Origin of the sequence: Methylomarinovum tepidoasis (genome assembly GCF_030294985.1) — a bacterium.
Classification (GTDB): domain Bacteria; phylum Pseudomonadota; class Gammaproteobacteria; order Methylococcales; family Methylothermaceae; genus Methylohalobius; species Methylohalobius tepidoasis.
The window spans coordinates 1,678,554-1,693,769 of record NZ_AP024718.1 but is presented as its reverse complement, the minus strand read 5'-3'; the positions used below and the strand labels follow the sequence as shown (position 1 = coordinate 1,693,769).

The window sequence follows — 15,216 nt, the reverse complement described above, 5'->3', positions numbered from 1 at the left end:
AACTGACGCCGGAAACGCCAGATGCCTGCGGCGAAGATCACTGCCCCCCACAAGGCCGGTTCCAGCATCAGCAACCGGACAAGACAGAGGTCGAGCTCTCAGGCTCAAAACTGGACTCCGCCCCCTTCGATCAGGGGAAAGCGACCAGATATTTAGCTTTCAACAGCGTTTTTCAAGCCTTTCAGCCCCTTCTCTATCCACGCATTCATCGCTTTCACCGCTGCCTCGTCATTGAGATGTTGCGGCGGGAAATTTCCGGTATCGCCGCGGTAATAGCGTCCCCGCCAGCGTACCGTAACCGTGCCGTCGCCGTTGTCCTCCACCTGGATGCGGGTGGAATAGGAGCTGACCGGCAGGGCCTTGACGTTGGCTTCTCCCTGACGCAGATAGACGGTGTGGTTGGCCTCGTTTACTTCCAGAATCGCTTCGCTGAAGCGCTCGCCGCTTTGCAAATAAAACACCCGTTCCTGTTTGTCGGCATCGTAGTCGCAGCGATCGATCGAGGGATGCCAGCGGCAGATGGCCGTGGGTTCCTTGATCGCCTGCCAAACCTTTTTCAGCGGCGCTTTCATGGTGATGGCGGCATCGGATTTCTGCGGCGTGGGACCGTGGGCCTGGGCCTGTCCGGCCAGCAGGCAAATTCCCGCCAAAATCCAGAATAAAGTCCTGATCGACGGTTTCATCATCCTGTCTCCTTGTTGTCAGTGGAATAAAAACTTGGTTTTGCCAGTGGGGCCCTGCGTTCCTGCCAACGGACCATGCCATACAGTCCGGTCAGCAACAGCAACGCCAACGCCGCAAGCCAGGGGCGCCAGTCCCACGGCTGGATAGTCAGCCGCTGCACCCCCAGCCGATCGATCACTGCCAGCAACTGTGCCGCAGTCCGCAGACGGTGAAAGCCCAGACCGGCTTCTTCTCCCAGTTGGCGCAAATAGTCGGCGTGCAGGAACGACAGATGCTCCTGCCCCAGCACCCACTCGCCGCCGAAAGGGGCATTGCGGGGATGAAACCCCGGCCGCTCCGTGGGCGCCTTGAGCGGTTCCCCGAAGGTGGAACGGTGAGGCACGTCCTCTGGACGATAGAACCCCTGGGGCTTGCCGGATTCGTCATATTTGGGAATGGGCGTTGGCGTGTCGCCGCCGACCCCGACCAACAACCCCTTGACTTGACCTTTCACGTCATCGAACCGGGTCCGATAGCGGGGATTGACCGGCGGCGCCTCATGACCGTCGGTGATGAACAGCAGCCCTGCGCCCTTCAGTTCGGGACGCTGCAGCAACCCCATGGCGTCGTGGAGTCCTTTGGCGATCCGGCTGTCGGCGGCCCAGGCCATGCGCCAATCGATGCGGCCGATAACCCGGCTCAATTCGTAATAGTGACGGCAGACTTCCACAGGCAGCATCAGCAAGGTGCTGCGGCGCTCGGTGAACAATCCCAACCCCAGCGTCGAACCGCAAGGCAACTGCCGGAGCAACCGGCGCAGCCGGTCCTTGGCGAAGCGCAGCCGGTCCACCTTGCGCCCCCCTAATATCACATCGCGGGTATTCATGCTGCGGGTGATGTCCAGCACCGCCACCAACGGATAACCGGGCCGCTCCCGCCAGCCGTGAGGACGGATCAGAATCGCAACCATCACCCCGGCCACCGCCACAAGCAGCCACATGCGCCAATCTTGCAAGCGCCGCCTCATCGGAACCCCAACGGCTTGAAAGCACACCACAGAGACACGGAATGCTCAGAAAAAATTTTTTCCTCTGCGTTCTCCGCGTGCAGGCGGTGGAAATCGAAAGTGCTCACGGCAATCCCCTTGGAAATCCCGGCACCCGGGTCCACAATGCCTCCTCGGCAGGTTCCTTACCTTCCTTGGTTTTCGCTTCAATGCGTTCGATCTCCGGCAACAGGCGTATCGCCGCCTCCAGGTTGTAACGCGCCGCCCACAGATCCGGTCTGCGGCGCAGCGCCCGCCGATAAGCCCCCCTGGCCAGTGCCACCAGCGGGATGGCCTCGTCGAAGGCGGTTTTTTCCACCTGTTCACGGGCACGACGCAAATACAGATTGCCCAGGTTGTAATGGATCCAGGGCATCAAACCGGCCGGAGCGGATTCGAGCAGATCGCTGTAGATCGTCAATGCTTCCTCATACCGCCTCCGCTGAACCAGATGATTGGCCCAAGCCAGGCGTAGCAGGGGAGAGGCGTCGGCGTCGGGGGGATGCCCCTGACCTTCGGCCAGCTTCCGGATACGACCGGCCTCGGTTGTCTGTTGGCGCCATTGCCAGCCGGTCGCCGCGCCTAGACCGATGCCCGCCAAAAACAAAAACACGCTGATCCGGTAACACCAGGTCGCCATCACACCTCCAACATCTTGACGCCAAGCAATCCCAGAACGCCCAGAAACGCCAGCCAGTACAGCGTTCCGTCCAGTTCCCGGCGGGGTCGGATTTCCACATAGTGGAAGGGACGCTTTTCCAGGCGATCGATGGTGGCGATGGCCCGTTCGAGCATCTTGGGGGTGTCTGCCTCGAAGGCCTGATACGGCACGCCCAGCGTCTGAAAGTACTGATGCAGATAGTATTCGGGGCGGGCGTGAGGATTGTCCTGGGCCGGGTCGGTGGGCTTCTCGCGGATGCCGGGACTGTCGGCGCCGCGGAGAAAGATCCAGTAGAACCGTACCTGGTGACGCTTGAAGGCAATGCGCAGTTCGTGCTGGATCCTGGGCTCGATCACCGCGGCGCCGTCGGAAACCAGCACCACGGCGCGGGAACCGCTCAAAGGCAGATCGGCGAAGAAATCCAACGCCAGGGCCAAGCCTTTGGCCACGTTGGTGTAAGCCAGACCCGGCAAGGCGACGGTGGCGACCGCCGCCTGGTTGGGGGCGCGGCGACCGGTCAGGGGGCATTGGTACAAAGCGCCGGTGCTGAACCCGACCACCCCGATCCAGTCGTGGGGCCGGTGCGCCAGAAAACGGGACAACAACCGCGCCGCCGCTTGGCCTTTGGATTCCTCTTCACCGCTGGGCGCACGGCCAGCGAAGGTATTGTCCATACTGTTGCTACGGTCGAGCAACAGCACCAGATGGGCCCCCCGGCCAATGCGCTCCACCGCCCGTTCCGGGAGTGCGGGACCCGCCAGGGCCAGTATCAGCGCGCCCAGCGTCAGGCTTCCTGCCAGCGGCACCAGCCGGGTCAGCCATTTTGAAACCCGACCGCCCGGGAGCAGCGCATTCCAGACGCAGGCCCGAGGCCGCAGCGGGGATGCCAGCCAGGGCATCAGGATCGCCGGCAACAGCAGCAACCCCAAGGGATTGCCCAGGTCAACGGACCAGACCGCCACGGCGAAGCTCCTCCAGCGCCAACCGCCGCGCCAGCCGGCGCAGGCGTTCCAACGGCCACGGTGCCTCCGCCGCCCCGGCGGCGAAAAACAATCCGGCAGAACTGGCGGCAAAGGCTTTCAATTCATCCGCCAAGCTCCCCCAGCCCGGATAGCGCGCCAGCATGTCGTCCAATCTCCCCCACCAGCTTCCTCCCCGGTAGCTGTCCAAAGCCCGGTGCAGGCAGAGATAGGCCTGCAATCGACCGGCTTCGTCGTCTTCGAAACCGGCCATCCGGATCCAGGCGCGGCAAAACGGCCAGTTCACCTCACGCCGTCCCCAGAGCCAGTACCATGACAAGCCGCCCAGTCCCAGCCCGATCAGACCCAGGGCGATCCAGAACCGCTGCCGCAATGGCGCGGCCTCCGGCGGCGGCAGGCGTTCCGGTTGCAGGAACAGTTCTCCCTTGAGGCTCTGGATCGGCCGCAGGGGAGCCAGAGTCAAACGCCAGGACGCCAGCGTCAGGGGCTTCTCTCCGTCATGCTGCCGCAGGGTCAGGTTCCAGGCCGGAATGGTCACGGTTTCGGTTGTGAACGGGGCATAGTCCACCTGGTAGTCGATGCACAGCCGATTCCCCTGCCGGTGAACCCGGATCACCGTCAGCCACCGGTTCAAAGAATGCGGCAGCTCCGGCGGCAGGACCTTCCCCGGTTCCGCCACCCTCCAGCAACGCGTCAGCACATCACCGATGAACCAGCCGTAATCACGGTATGGAAGCGGCTGCATGGACTCCCCGGCCATCAAAGTGGAAACCGCCAGCAGCATCGCCAATCCCAAACCACGCATCATCCGGCTAGGGCATGAAAATGGCGTTCGATCCTGCTTGGATCGATAGCGTCTTCCAGCCACAACGGCTGGCACCCCGACGTCCGGAACAGGCGTTGCAAGGTCTGCCGCCGTTGCCGATAGCGCTCCTGGAGCCGGTGCCGCCAACGCGGATGCAACCAGGCCAGAATCTCGCGCCCGGTCTCGGCGTCCACCACCCGGCGGATGCCCCAGCGGGGCCAGTCTTCCGTCTCGGCGCGGCTCCACAACACCACCGGCACCACCAGATGCGTCCCCAGTCGGCCCAGAACCTGCGGCAGCAGCCCGTCAGGCCAGTGAAAATCGGAGACAAGAACCACCAGGCAGCGTCTGGTGGGCAGCCACTGGGCCAGTTGCAAAGCACCCTGGGCGCCGTCCCCTTGCCAGGGGTGGTCATTCAGGCGCTGGCACCAGCTCCGCACCCAGCCGGTGGCAGTCATCGGGGGCATGACCCAACCCCGCCGGACCCGGCGGTCGAAGCCGACAAACCCGAAACAGTCCCCCAAACGGCGGGCCCCCATCGCCAGACCTTCCGTCAGGGTCGCCAGCTGGAGCCGCTTGGATCCGGCCGCGGCCATGGAAGCGCTGAGATCGGCGGCGATCACCACGGTGGCAACAGTGGGATGCTCAAAGATGCGCACATGCAGCCGGCGGAAGGGATCGGTGAAACTGCGCCGCAGTTCCAATCTCTGAAGATCAGGATGATGGAGAAAATCGGTCACGCCGTAGAACAACGTCCCGAGACCGGCCTCCCGGCTCCGGTGGGCGCCGGGAAGATGTCCTTCGACCCGGCCGGGGATTCGATAGAAAATTTCACGCAGGGGGCGCAACCGGGTCATGGCAGATCGGGCGTCACTACCTGGTCCAGGATGGCCGTCAGCAGCTGGGGGATCCACCAGTCCCGCTGGGCTTCATAAACCGGTTGCAGGAAAATTCTGTGTCCCATGACCGTGGGAAATACGGTCCGGACGTCTTCCGGCGACACCGCGCCGCGCCCCGCCAGCCAAGCGCGCACCCGGGCCGCCCGGACCAGCGACGCGATACCGCGGGGACTGGCGCCGGCCAGGATCAAGTTCTCCATCTCTACTTCCGGCAGGGTGATGCCGAACCGGCCGGGATCTTCGCTGGCCCGCCAGAGATCGAGGACATATTTGCGCAGCGCCGGTGTGACTGTCACCTGCTCCTGGATGGATGCCGCCACCCGTCCAAGCTCGCGGTAGTCGAACACCCCTTCCGGCAAGGCCGCGACCAGCCCATCGGGGTCGTAAAAGCGGGGCTCGAAAGCCAGCCTGTCGCGGCTCTGTTCGTCTTCAGGCATTTTCATGTTGATTTCCATGAAGAAGCGGTCCCTCGCTGCTGCCGGCAGATCGAAGGTTTCTTCCCGTTCGACCCGGTTGCGGTCAGCGAACACCAGCAGATGGGGAAAGCGGTATTCCCGCTCGAACGCCCGCACCTGACGTTCGGCCATGACCCGAAGCAGCAGGGCATGCACCTGGGGCCGGGCGCGATTGATTTCGTTGAAGAAGAACACCGACAGGGCCTCGCCGTGCTCCAGCAGCGGGCCGGGCTCGACCCGGGGCGTTCCCGATGAATCGAGATACGTGTGGTAGACAAGATCGGCGGGCAGCAGGTCTACGGTCCCTTCGATGCGCTGATAAGGCCCGCCCAACAGACGCGCCAAGGCGCGGAGCGTGGTGGTCTTGCCGATGCCGACGCTGCCTTCCAGCAGCACGTGACCGCGGGCGAAGACGGCGACGGTCAATTGATGGATCACCGCCGCCTGGCCGAGAATGGCCTGACCCAAGGCGTTTTCCAAAGCTGACGCCTGCTGGCGCCAGTTTTCCAGATTTCGTTGCGTTTGATTCACGATCGATGATGCCTGAAAAAAGGAACGTCCCTGTCCCACATCCATTTCCGAAGGATCTCCCGCCCCAACCCTGAAAGGGGCGGTGCGAAGGGGGTCACAGCGAGTTATCCACCGATTTCGTCCACGTCGTAAACGAACTTGCCGGTCTTCTTGAAGTGCTGCCAGCGCAGACGGTTGCGCTTGTCCATCGCCTCAATGGCCTGACGCTGCTTGTCCAGCTCCTTGGGATCGTGCTTGGGGTCGTAGCGAGTGCCTTTGATCTTTTCCGGATAGCCGGGCTTCGGCTCCCAGCACACACCCGGCTCCTTGCAGTTGGTGCCGGTATAGGCCTGGGCGGTTGCCGCCAGTCCCAGCCCCATCAAAATACCGATCAATGTCAGCGCGTGTCGTTTCATGGTGTCTCCTCCTTTGTTCAGGATTGCGGTTTGATATGGATGATGCCTTTCTGCTCGCCACTGGAACCGCCGTCGGCGGCGGCGTTGCAGGTTTTCCATTCGATCTTTCTGGGGTTGCCCTTGTAGATGCTGCGCAGGAAAGCCATGATCTTGAGCATCTCGTCCATGCTCAGGTTGCCGTATTGCGGTCCCATCATCCCCTGGGCACCGCCGAAAATGATTTCGAACAATCCCTTGTCGGTCAGGCCCGCCGGGTAGGTCCAGTAGTCATCCGCCAGTCCCGGCCCCAGTTTCCCTTCCGCTTCGTGGCCGTGGCAGCCGGAACAGGCCGACAGAAACAGGCTGTGGCCTTCTTCGACGGCCTTCTTGTCGCAGTTATAGGGATTGTCGCCGCTTTCCAGAAACTGCTTGACCGCCCCGGAGGGATTCTTGTAGTCCTTGGCTACCGACAGATCCAGCGGCATGCCTTCCAAAGCGTGACGGAAAGTGACTTCCGCCGTGGCTGTCCCTGCCGCCACCGTGACTAACATCGAAGCCAGGATCATCGTTTTCAATTGCATCGTGGTTTTACTCCTTAAAATTTTTCATCTGTCATCGTGAAGCGGTTTTCTCATCGAGCGGCAACAGGGGAATGCCCTCGGCCTCCAAAATGGCGCGGATGGCATAACGCTGCTTTTCCAACGCCCTCTGCAGGGCCTGACGTAATGACCCGTCGCCTTTACGCACGCCCAAGGCCACGCTGTAATGCTGCGGGACCGGATCGCCGCGGCGGTCGGTCTGATGATCGGGAATCAACTGCATCTGCAACCGGCCGTCGGCGTCCCGCACATAACGGGCCGCCTCCGGCGCCCACAGCACCCCAACCTCGGCCTTGCCGGACAATACATCCCCGATCAGGCGTTTCGGTTCCCAGCGCACGTACTTGTTGCGGCGGGATTTGAAGTCCACCAATTCGTTCATGTAGAAGAACATATCCGCATAACGCCCGATCTTGCGCAGCATGATCTCCGCCGGACTATAAGGTACGAAGGCGATCCGCCCGGCCTGCTGCAGCAACGGATCGTCCCAATCACGCACCGTCACGCCCTTGCGGGTGACGAAGACGTAACCGGAGCGGTAATAGGGAGTCGTAGTCTCTACCAACGGATTGTCCGCATCGACCCCAATTATCACGTCGCACTTGCCGGCGTCGAGGTAATTGCGCACCACGAAGCGGGCATCCCGCCACCAGACGAATTCCACCCGCCGTCTCAGGGCTTGCCCCAATTCCCTGGCGATGGCGTTTTCGAAACCCTCGCCGGCGCGGTTGGAATAGGGCAATTCGTTCTCTCCGGCACATACCCTGAGCGGCGGCCCCGGCAGCGCCGCCGCTTCCCTGGCCGGCTGCCCCTGGCAACCGAGCAGACACAAACACACCATCCCCCACCAGCCGATTCGCTTCACGTGTCTTTCACCTTTTTGTTTGGGATTGGATGCGGGCGGCCACACGACCGCCCGCAGACCTTGGTTTGGCAAAATGCGCCGATCAGGTTTCGTCCGGCAGGGCGAACACCATCACGCCGCCGCCCATCTTGGTGTATTTGGCCAGTTCCTTGAAAGCGCCCACAGCGCCCAGACCGGCCGAAGGGTCTTTAAGATCGAACACCAGACCGACCCCGGGCCAGCCACCGACGCCGTAGTAGATGGCGACGTACTGCTTGCCGTTGTGCTCATAGGTGATGGGATGGCCGATGACGCCGGAAGGCAACTTGAACTTCCATTTCAACTTGCCGTCGCGGCTGTCGAGGGCCTTGATCCAGCCGTCCAATGTGCCATAGAAGACCAGGTTGCCCTGAGTGGCCAGGGTGCCGCCCCAGACCGAGAATTTCTCCGGTACCGACCACTTGAATCGGCCGTTTTTGACATCGTAGGCACGCACGAAGCCCATCACCCCTTTGGGACCGGGATACATGTTGAGGGTGGCGCCGACGAAGAACTGTCCGGCCCGGTAGGGCAGCATGAACGGCTCCCAGTCCATGCAGATGTGGTTGAGACCAAAGAAGAACAAGTGTTTTTCGGGATCGTAGGCATCCACCCCCTGGTTGTGGTAACCCATGGCCGAAGGGCAGATGTTCTTGGCCTGATGGTCCATGCGGGTTCCGTATTCGGGGTCGCGCACCGGCTGGCCGGTCTTCAGATCCACGTACTTGACCCAGTTGACCGTGTCGTCCAGCTTGTCGGCCCGCACCAGTTCCCCGGTTTCCCGGTTAAGGGTATAGACGATGCCGTTACGGTCCGGGTGGGTCACCAGCTTCACCTTCTTGCCGTCGATGACCTGCTCGGACAACGCCATGTAGTTGACCCCGGCATAGTCCCACTCGTCGTGAGGCGTCTTCTGGTAGCCATAAACGGCCATGCCATCGTCGGGATCGCGGGCCCATATGGTCATGGTCCACTTGTTGTCCCCCGGACGCATGGTCTCGTTCCACGGCGCCGGGTTGCCGGAGCCGTAGTAAATCAAATCCAGATCCGGATCGTAGGCGTACCAACCCCAGTTGGTGCCACCGCCGATCTTCCAGGCGTCCCCTTCCCAGGTCTTGAGACCGAGACCAAAGCGGCCGTATTGTGGCGTTTTCTCGTTGAACTTGTCTGACAGGCGAATATCCTTGTCAGGACCGGTGGCGAACGCCCGCCATTCCATTTTGCCATCGTGGATGTTGAAGGCGGTCACGTAACCGCGCACCCCCAGTTCGGCGCCGGAGCAGCCTACCAACACCTTGTCCTTGACCACGAAAGGGGCCTGGGTGATGGTGGCACCGACGCGGATGTCGCATGCCTCCATCTTCCAGACGGGTTCACCGGTCTTGGCGTTCAGGGCCACCAGATTGCCGTCGAGCTGGCCCAGGAAAATCTTGGCCGGCTTGCCTTTCTCCGCCGGGGCGTAGGCCACGCCGCGGTTGACCACGTCGCAACAGGCCACCGCGCGGGCGGCTGGATTCTGCTTGGGGTTGTATTCCCATACGATCTTTCCGGGATTGTCGAGATCCAGGGCATAGACGGTGTTGGGAAACGGGGTGTTGATGTACATGAGGCCATCCACCACCAGCGGCCCGCCTTCGTGGCCGTGGAGGACACCGGTGGAAAAACTCCAGGCCACCTGAAGGTTCTTGACGTTATCGGTATCGATCTGAGCCAGTCTGGAGTAGTGGGTAGCGCTGTAGTCCTTGGTCGGCATCACCCAGTTGGTGTCCTTCCTGGACAGTTCGATCAACTTCTGGTTGGCCTGGGCCACGGTGGCGCTGCCTGCCAGCATTGCCGTCAGCACCAGGGACAGGGTTTTGTATCGCATGGAACAGCTCCTCTTCCTCTTGCAGGTTGTTCGTGTTGAATTCCGGCTACCATTGTGATGCCGGAACCCACCGACGCGTTACCGAGTTTTTCCCGGATCCAGGGGCGCCAAGTTCCTGAAACCGGGATGAAATTCGTCCGGCCGGCCTTGGAAATTCCCCCGCCTCAAGGCAAGGAAGGATTCCTATGGCATCCCGGCTGCGGATGCCTGAAAATGGCTGCATGTTCATGCAGTTGAGCCTGAAAACCCGGGTCAACCTCATCATCGCCGTCATCCTGACCCTCGTGGTCGCCATCGGCAGCGTGCTGGTGGTCCATCACGTGCGCAAATCAGTGGCGGAGGAAACCCGTTCCGCCCTGCACCTGGCCTGGGAAATGGTGGAAGCCAGTCATCTGCAGGGGCCCTTGCCCGACGAACAGGCCGCCGCCTGGCGGTCGATGCTGGAACGCCTGGGGCAATTACGTCACGTCCGCCTGTTTATACTCCAGGACGAGAGGCCCCTACCCCCGCCCCCTTCCCCGGCGCTCCCTGATGTGCCGGCCTGGTTCGCCCGCCTGGTGCAGCCACCGCCCGCCATTCTGGAACAAACCATCCCTACCCGGCAGGGCCGGGGGCTGCAGGTGCGGCTGGTGGCCGATCCAGCCGACGAAATCGCTGAAGCCTGGCAGGAAACCCGCCTGTTTCTGGGGCTGATCCTGCTTCTGGCAGGGGGGTGTTTCGCGGCCTTGTATTGGGTGCTGGGACGGGCTTTTCAGCCGGTGGATGCCGTTCTGGGCGGGCTGGTGGCCCTGGAGCAGGAACGGTATGACCACCGCCTGCCCCAATTCCCGCAACCGGAGTGGTTCCGCATCGCCCAGGCCTTCAACCACTGCGCCGGTGAGTTGCAGCAGACCCGCGCCGACAACTGCCGCCTGACCCGGCAGTTGCTCAAAGTGGAGGAAGAGGAACGCCGCACGCTGGCCCGGGAGCTTCACGATGAACTTGGCCAGGTGCTCAGCGGCATCAAGATGCTGGCTTTGTCGATCAAGCAGCAACGGCCCGCGGAACCGACACGCCAGGCAGCCTGCCTGATCGTCGAGCAGGTGGATCACCTGTTCGAAACCATCCGCGCCATGATCCACCGCCTGCGGCCGTTGATGCTTGATGATCTGGGTTTGTGCGCCGCCCTCGGTGCCCTCGCCGACCGCTGGCGGCAACAGCGTCCCCAAGTCCGGATCCAGCTCCAATGTGACCCGGGCGCAGACGACTTCCCCGCTGGACATCAAATCCACGTTTACCGCATCGTCCAGGAAGCCCTCACCAACGCCTTCCGCCATGGCCATCCCCGGCACGTTCGCGTCCGACTGACGGTAGCTGAAACACCCCGGCCCCGCTGGCTGCACCTCACCATCCACGACGACGGCAGCGGTGCCGCCATCCCACCGCTGCGCGGGCGCGGTTACGGCCTGAAGGGCATGCGGGAGCGGGTCGAGAGTCTGGGCGGCCGGTTCCAGGTCACCACAGCCCCTGGCCGCGGTTTCACCCTGTCCATTCAACTGCCTTTCGAGGAGGAGGAAAACGATGACCATCCGCGTCATGCTTGCGGATGACCATCCGGTAGTCCGCGCCGGCCACCGGTTTCTGCTGGAACAGAGCGACGACATCCGCATCGTTGCCGAGGCCGAGGACAGCGATCGCACCTATCACGGCTACATCAATCACTGCCCCGACGTCCTGGTGCTGGACCTGTCCATGCCCGGCGCCGGGGGCCTGACGGTGCTGCGCCGCATCATCAGCCACGATCCGGAGGCCAATATTCTGATTTACACCATGCATGAAGAAACCCTGTACGCCAGACGCGCCCTGGAAGCAGGCGCCAAGGGCTACGTCAGCAAGAGCACCGAGCCGGAAATCCTGCCCGAAGCGATCCGCACCATCGCCCGCGGGGAGCACTACATCGCCGCCACCATCGCCCAGAAACTGGCCTGGCAATACGCCAACGGCGAGGAGCAGGAAGGCAAGTTGAGCTGTCTTACCAACCGCGAATTCGAAATTTTCTGTCTGGCTGCCCGAGGACTGTCGGTGCAGGAGATCGCAGAGCGCCTATATATCAGTTACAAGACCGCCGCCAACTATATGACCCAGATCAAGCGCAAGCTCGAGGTCAGCACCCTGGGAGAACTGGTGCGCCTGGCCTATCTGCATGATCTGGCCGACAAGTAATCCGATGTCAGTTAGCCCGCATTCAGTGGGCCGCTATCGGAAATTAACGCAGAACAGGGCTTTGGGGGGATCGTCGTCCCCGGGTCTTGCGAAGGCCGAGGGGCGAATCTCGACGACCCGGAAGGGGCCGGAGAAGATGCGCCGGATGTCTTCCGGGGCGTAGCGTCCCGGCGGGCATTCCGGGCGGGTTTCCTCGGCGCTGAAGCATTTGAGCAGCAGCAGCCCGCCGGGGCGGAGCAGCCACGAAACCGCCGCCAGATAGCGGCCGTGCGCCTCGGGGGCGAACACGTGGAACACGCCGCGGTCGAGGATCAGGTCGAAGGGCCCTTCCAGGCGGGTGGCGAGGATGTCGTCCACGAGAAACGTCACCTCCACCCCTTCCCGCTCCGCCAGCCGCCGGGCCCGATCCACCGCGGTCGGAGAGACATCGGTGGCCACCACCTGAAAGCCCCGCCTGGCCAGGGGCACCGCCTGGGTGCCGGGGCCGGCGCCCAGGTCGAGCACCCGCCTGCCCTCGATCCCAAGCCGCTCCAGGGTTTCAGCCACGTCCGGATCGAGATCCGGATGGTACCAGGGCAGGCACTCTGGCCGACTTTCGCCTTCCAGCCCAGGGAATCCGGCACCATGAAGCCCAGGCCCCGGCGCCCGGCAAAGGCGATCTCCTCCAGGGGTTTGCGCTGATGGGACGCCAGCTCCCGCTGCCGCGTCTCTTCGTCGAGCACTGCGGGATCTCCAGGATAGCCTAGGGCGGCGACGCTCATAAGATCGTACTCGTCGGGGATGGCGAAGGCCTGTCGGACCCGACCGGCGTCGAAGCCCCCCATCTGATGGGCCGCCAGCCCCAGGGCGATGGCCTGCAGCACCAGGCTCATCATCGCCTGACCGGTGTCGTATTGGGCCCAGCGGTTGGGCTGACCGTTGTGGCCGAAGCGGGTCGCGGCGCAGGCCAGGATCAGCACCGGCGCCCTTCGGGCCCAGGTCTGGTTGCCTGGGGACAGACAATCGAACAAACGCTGCCAGGCTTCCCCCTCCTGGTGACGGTCGGCCACCAGGAAGCGCCAGGGCTGGTCGTTGTAGCACGACGGCGCCCAGCGGGCCGCCTCCAGGCACGAGGCCAGCTTCTCCGTCTCCACCGGCCGCGCGTCGAACGCCCGGGGGCTCCAGCGGGCGGCGATCAGTTCGTGGACGGGGGCCTGCACGTTCAGTCGTTCCCGGCTCATTTGCACCTCCTGTTTCCGCTCCATTCAACCAAACTGACGCCGGAAACGCCAGATGCCGGCGACGAAGACCACGGCCCCCAATGCGGCCAGTTGCGTCATCAGGAGCCACAGATCCTTCACCCCCACCCCCCTTTGTAACGATAGAATGGATGAGCCAGCACACCGCCAGCTACAGGGCCAGGTTTGCGTCCACCTGGATCGGGTGAGGGAAACACCCTCCGCGTGGACATCACTGTGCCTGTCGCTTACCATAAAGCCATATTACTGGCTGAGAGTAGGAACGATGAAAACCACCGTGGAACTCCCGGATGAACTTTACCGGCGGGCGAAAGTGGAAGCGGCGCTGCGTGGGCGAAAACTGAAAGACCTGATCGCCGAGGGGCTGCGCCGGGTTCTCGAACAACCGGCACCGGAAGCCGAGGGCGGGGAGGAAACCGAAGGCAGTGCCTGGGATCTCATGGCCGACGGCTGTGGCATCGTTCACAGCGGCAAGGGAGACCTGGCCACCGACCCCCGTCACTTGGAGGATTTCGGTGAAACGTCCAAAGGCGATCGTTGACACCGGCCCCCTAGTGGCATTCCTCGATGAGGACGATCGCCACCACGCCTGGAGCGTGGAATGCTTCAAGCAATTGCCGCCACCGCTGTTGACTTGCGAGGCGGTCATCGCTGAAACCCTGCACCTGCTGCGTGCCTTTCCCATTGCCTGTGACCTGGTCTATCGCTGGATCGAAAACGGTCTGCTGCTGCCTGACTTTTCTCTGACCGAAGAGGCAGCCTCGGTCCGGTCATTGGTGCAACGATACCGAAACGTGCCCATGTCCCTGGCCGACGCCTGTCTGGTACGGATGGCGGAGCAACACCCGGACCATCTGATTTTTACCCTGGACTCCGATTTCCGCATCTATCGCAAACACCGCAACCGTCCGCTGAAACTGCTCACCCCCGATCCCCGGTAACCGTATCGGCCTTGCGCCAGCGCCGCAAACCGTGCTCCAGCAGCGAATACAGCGCCGGCACCACCACCAGGGTCAGCAGGGTGGAGCTGACCATGCCGCCCACCACCGCCGCCGCCAAGGGGGCGGCGGTGTCGCTGGCGGCTCCCAGACCCAGCACCGCCGGCAGCATGGTGACGATCACCGTCAGGGAGGTCATCAATACCGGTCTGAGGCGCACCGGGCAGGCCTCGCGCAGGGCTTCGTCGATGCCGCGGCCCTGGAGGCACAGCTGATTGGTCAGGTCCACCAGCAGGATCGAGTTCTTGGCCACCAGCCCCATGAGCAGCACCAGCCCCATCATGGAGAACATGTTGAGGCTGCGGCCGGTAAGCCACAGGCCCGCCAGCCCGCCCACCACCGCCAGGGGCTGGGCGGCCATGATGACCAGGGGCTGGAGGAAGGCGTTGAACTGGCTGGCCAGCACCATGTACACCAGCACCACCGCCGCCACCAGGGCGAACAGCATGTAGCCGGCGGTCTTCTCGAACTCCTCGGCACGGCCGATCATCTTCACCCGGTAGCCGCGCGGCAACGAACTTGCGGCGACTTGCTTGACGATGGCGGCGGCCTCTCCCTCGGAAACCTTGGGGGTGGCGAAGAAATTGCCGGAATAGCGCAGGTCGAAGCGGGTCACCACCGCCGGCCCCACCCTTTCCTCCCAGCGGGCCACGGTGTCGAGGCGCACCAGACGGCCGCCGCTGGCCCGCAGGAAGATCTGGCGCAGGTCGGCCGGGGCGCGGAAGCTTCCCTCGGCGGCCTTGAGACGGACGTCGTAGCGCTCGCCGTCGCCGGGCTCGTCGTTGAACTTGGCCACGTCCAGGCCCCCGGCCAGGACGTTGACCGCCAGGGTCACCTCCCGTGCCGGCAGGCCCAGCTGGCGGGCGCGGGTGCGGTCCACCCGCAGGCGCAGCTGGGGAAGCTCCAGCTGCAGGTCGAGGTCGATGGTCCCCAGTTCCGGGTGGCGGCGCAACGCCTGTAGCAGGCGCCGGCTCTGTTCGGCCACGCCCGCCACGTCCGGGCCCTGGAGCACGAAC

The 15,216-nt window shown here is 63.3% G+C and carries 17 protein-coding genes and 1 pseudogene; 4 read left to right on the top strand and 14 right to left on the bottom strand.

Features of this window, described 5'->3' with window-relative positions; genetic code table 11:
- Positions 1-152: 152 nt before the first annotated feature.
- From MIN45_RS08525 to MIN45_RS08475, 11 genes are all read right to left on the bottom strand, one after another.
- The gene (locus tag MIN45_RS08525; RefSeq protein ID WP_286291552.1) at positions 153-686 is read right to left on the bottom strand and encodes an SRPBCC family protein; all 534 of its coding nucleotides are present in this window, start codon (positions 684-686) and stop codon (positions 153-155) included.
- Positions 683-1,663: a vWA domain-containing protein gene (locus MIN45_RS08520; protein WP_286291551.1), complete on the bottom strand. Its 981-nt coding sequence runs from the start codon at positions 1,661-1,663 to the stop codon at positions 683-685. The genes MIN45_RS08525 and MIN45_RS08520 overlap by 4 nt, the downstream gene beginning before the upstream one ends.
- 130 nt (positions 1,664-1,793) lie before the next feature.
- Positions 1,794-2,348: an MxaK protein gene (locus tag MIN45_RS08515; RefSeq protein WP_286291550.1), complete on the bottom strand. Its 555-nt coding sequence runs from the start codon at positions 2,346-2,348 to the stop codon at positions 1,794-1,796.
- Positions 2,348-3,331 carry a vWA domain-containing protein gene (locus MIN45_RS08510; RefSeq protein WP_286291549.1) on the bottom strand — a complete coding sequence of 328 codons (984 nt, stop codon included), beginning with the start codon at positions 3,329-3,331 and terminating at the stop codon, positions 2,348-2,350. The genes MIN45_RS08515 and MIN45_RS08510 overlap by 1 nt, the downstream gene beginning before the upstream one ends.
- Entirely contained in the window at positions 3,312-4,157 is an 846-nt protein-coding gene (locus tag MIN45_RS08505; protein WP_286291548.1) for a hypothetical protein, read from the bottom strand. Before MIN45_RS08505 ends, MIN45_RS08510 begins: the two co-directional genes overlap by 20 nt.
- A complete protein-coding gene (locus tag MIN45_RS08500; protein ID WP_286291547.1) occupies positions 4,154-5,011 on the bottom strand; it encodes a DUF58 domain-containing protein in 858 nt (285 codons plus the stop codon). The genes MIN45_RS08505 and MIN45_RS08500 overlap by 4 nt, the downstream gene beginning before the upstream one ends.
- Positions 5,008-6,042 (bottom strand): AAA family ATPase, encoded by a 1,035-nt coding sequence (locus tag MIN45_RS08495; RefSeq protein ID WP_286294151.1) that lies wholly within the window; start codon positions 6,040-6,042, stop codon positions 5,008-5,010. Before MIN45_RS08495 ends, MIN45_RS08500 begins: the two co-directional genes overlap by 4 nt.
- 101 nt (positions 6,043-6,143) lie before the next feature.
- Complete coding sequence (locus tag MIN45_RS08490) at positions 6,144-6,434, bottom strand: methanol dehydrogenase [cytochrome c] subunit (protein WP_286291546.1); 291 nt, start codon at positions 6,432-6,434, stop codon at positions 6,144-6,146.
- A gap of 17 nt (positions 6,435-6,451) precedes the next feature.
- Positions 6,452-6,994 carry a cytochrome c(L), periplasmic gene (gene moxG, locus MIN45_RS08485; protein WP_286291544.1) on the bottom strand — a complete coding sequence of 181 codons (543 nt, stop codon included), beginning with the start codon at positions 6,992-6,994 and terminating at the stop codon, positions 6,452-6,454.
- 31 nt (positions 6,995-7,025) lie between these two features.
- Positions 7,026-7,877, bottom strand: a complete 852-nt coding sequence (gene moxJ / locus MIN45_RS08480) for a methanol oxidation system protein MoxJ (RefSeq protein ID WP_286291543.1) — start codon at positions 7,875-7,877, stop codon at positions 7,026-7,028.
- A gap of 82 nt (positions 7,878-7,959) precedes the next feature.
- On the bottom strand, positions 7,960-9,762 hold the full coding sequence (locus tag MIN45_RS08475; RefSeq protein ID WP_286291542.1) for a methanol/ethanol family PQQ-dependent dehydrogenase: 1,803 nt from the start codon (positions 9,760-9,762) through the stop codon (positions 7,960-7,962).
- 185 nt (positions 9,763-9,947) lie between these two features.
- On the opposite strand from MIN45_RS08475, the gene MIN45_RS08470 reads away from it, so the two are divergent.
- Together MIN45_RS08470 and MIN45_RS08465 are read left to right on the top strand one after the other, a co-directional pair.
- Positions 9,948-11,351, top strand: coding sequence for an ATP-binding protein (locus MIN45_RS08470; protein WP_286291541.1), 1,404 nt, complete (start codon positions 9,948-9,950; stop codon positions 11,349-11,351).
- The gene (locus tag MIN45_RS08465; protein WP_286291540.1) at positions 11,323-11,964 is read left to right on the top strand and encodes a response regulator; all 642 of its coding nucleotides are present in this window, start codon (positions 11,323-11,325) and stop codon (positions 11,962-11,964) included. The genes MIN45_RS08470 and MIN45_RS08465 overlap by 29 nt, the downstream gene beginning before the upstream one ends.
- 33 nt (positions 11,965-11,997) lie before the next feature.
- Here MIN45_RS08465 and MIN45_RS08460 read toward each other — a convergent pair whose 3' ends face one another.
- A complete protein-coding gene (locus tag MIN45_RS08460) occupies positions 11,998-12,510 on the bottom strand; it encodes a class I SAM-dependent methyltransferase (protein WP_286291539.1) in 513 nt (170 codons plus the stop codon).
- A 203-nt stretch (positions 12,511-12,713) separates the two neighbouring features.
- Positions 12,714-13,184, bottom strand: a pseudogene (locus MIN45_RS08455) (nitroreductase family protein); the annotation flags it as partial.
- A gap of 283 nt (positions 13,185-13,467) precedes the next feature.
- Here MIN45_RS08455 and MIN45_RS08450 point away from each other — a divergent pair.
- The gene (locus MIN45_RS08450; protein ID WP_286291537.1) at positions 13,468-13,743 is read left to right on the top strand and encodes a hypothetical protein; all 276 of its coding nucleotides are present in this window, start codon (positions 13,468-13,470) and stop codon (positions 13,741-13,743) included.
- The gene (locus MIN45_RS08445) at positions 13,718-14,143 is read left to right on the top strand and encodes a type II toxin-antitoxin system VapC family toxin (protein ID WP_286291536.1); all 426 of its coding nucleotides are present in this window, start codon (positions 13,718-13,720) and stop codon (positions 14,141-14,143) included. The genes MIN45_RS08450 and MIN45_RS08445 overlap by 26 nt, the downstream gene beginning before the upstream one ends.
- Here the strand turns inward: MIN45_RS08445 and MIN45_RS08440 are convergent.
- On the bottom strand, positions 14,124-15,185 hold the full coding sequence (locus tag MIN45_RS08440) for an efflux RND transporter permease subunit (RefSeq protein ID WP_286291535.1): 1,062 nt from the start codon (positions 15,183-15,185) through the stop codon (positions 14,124-14,126). The genes MIN45_RS08445 and MIN45_RS08440 overlap by 20 nt on opposite strands.
- Positions 15,186-15,216 lie beyond the last annotated feature (31 nt).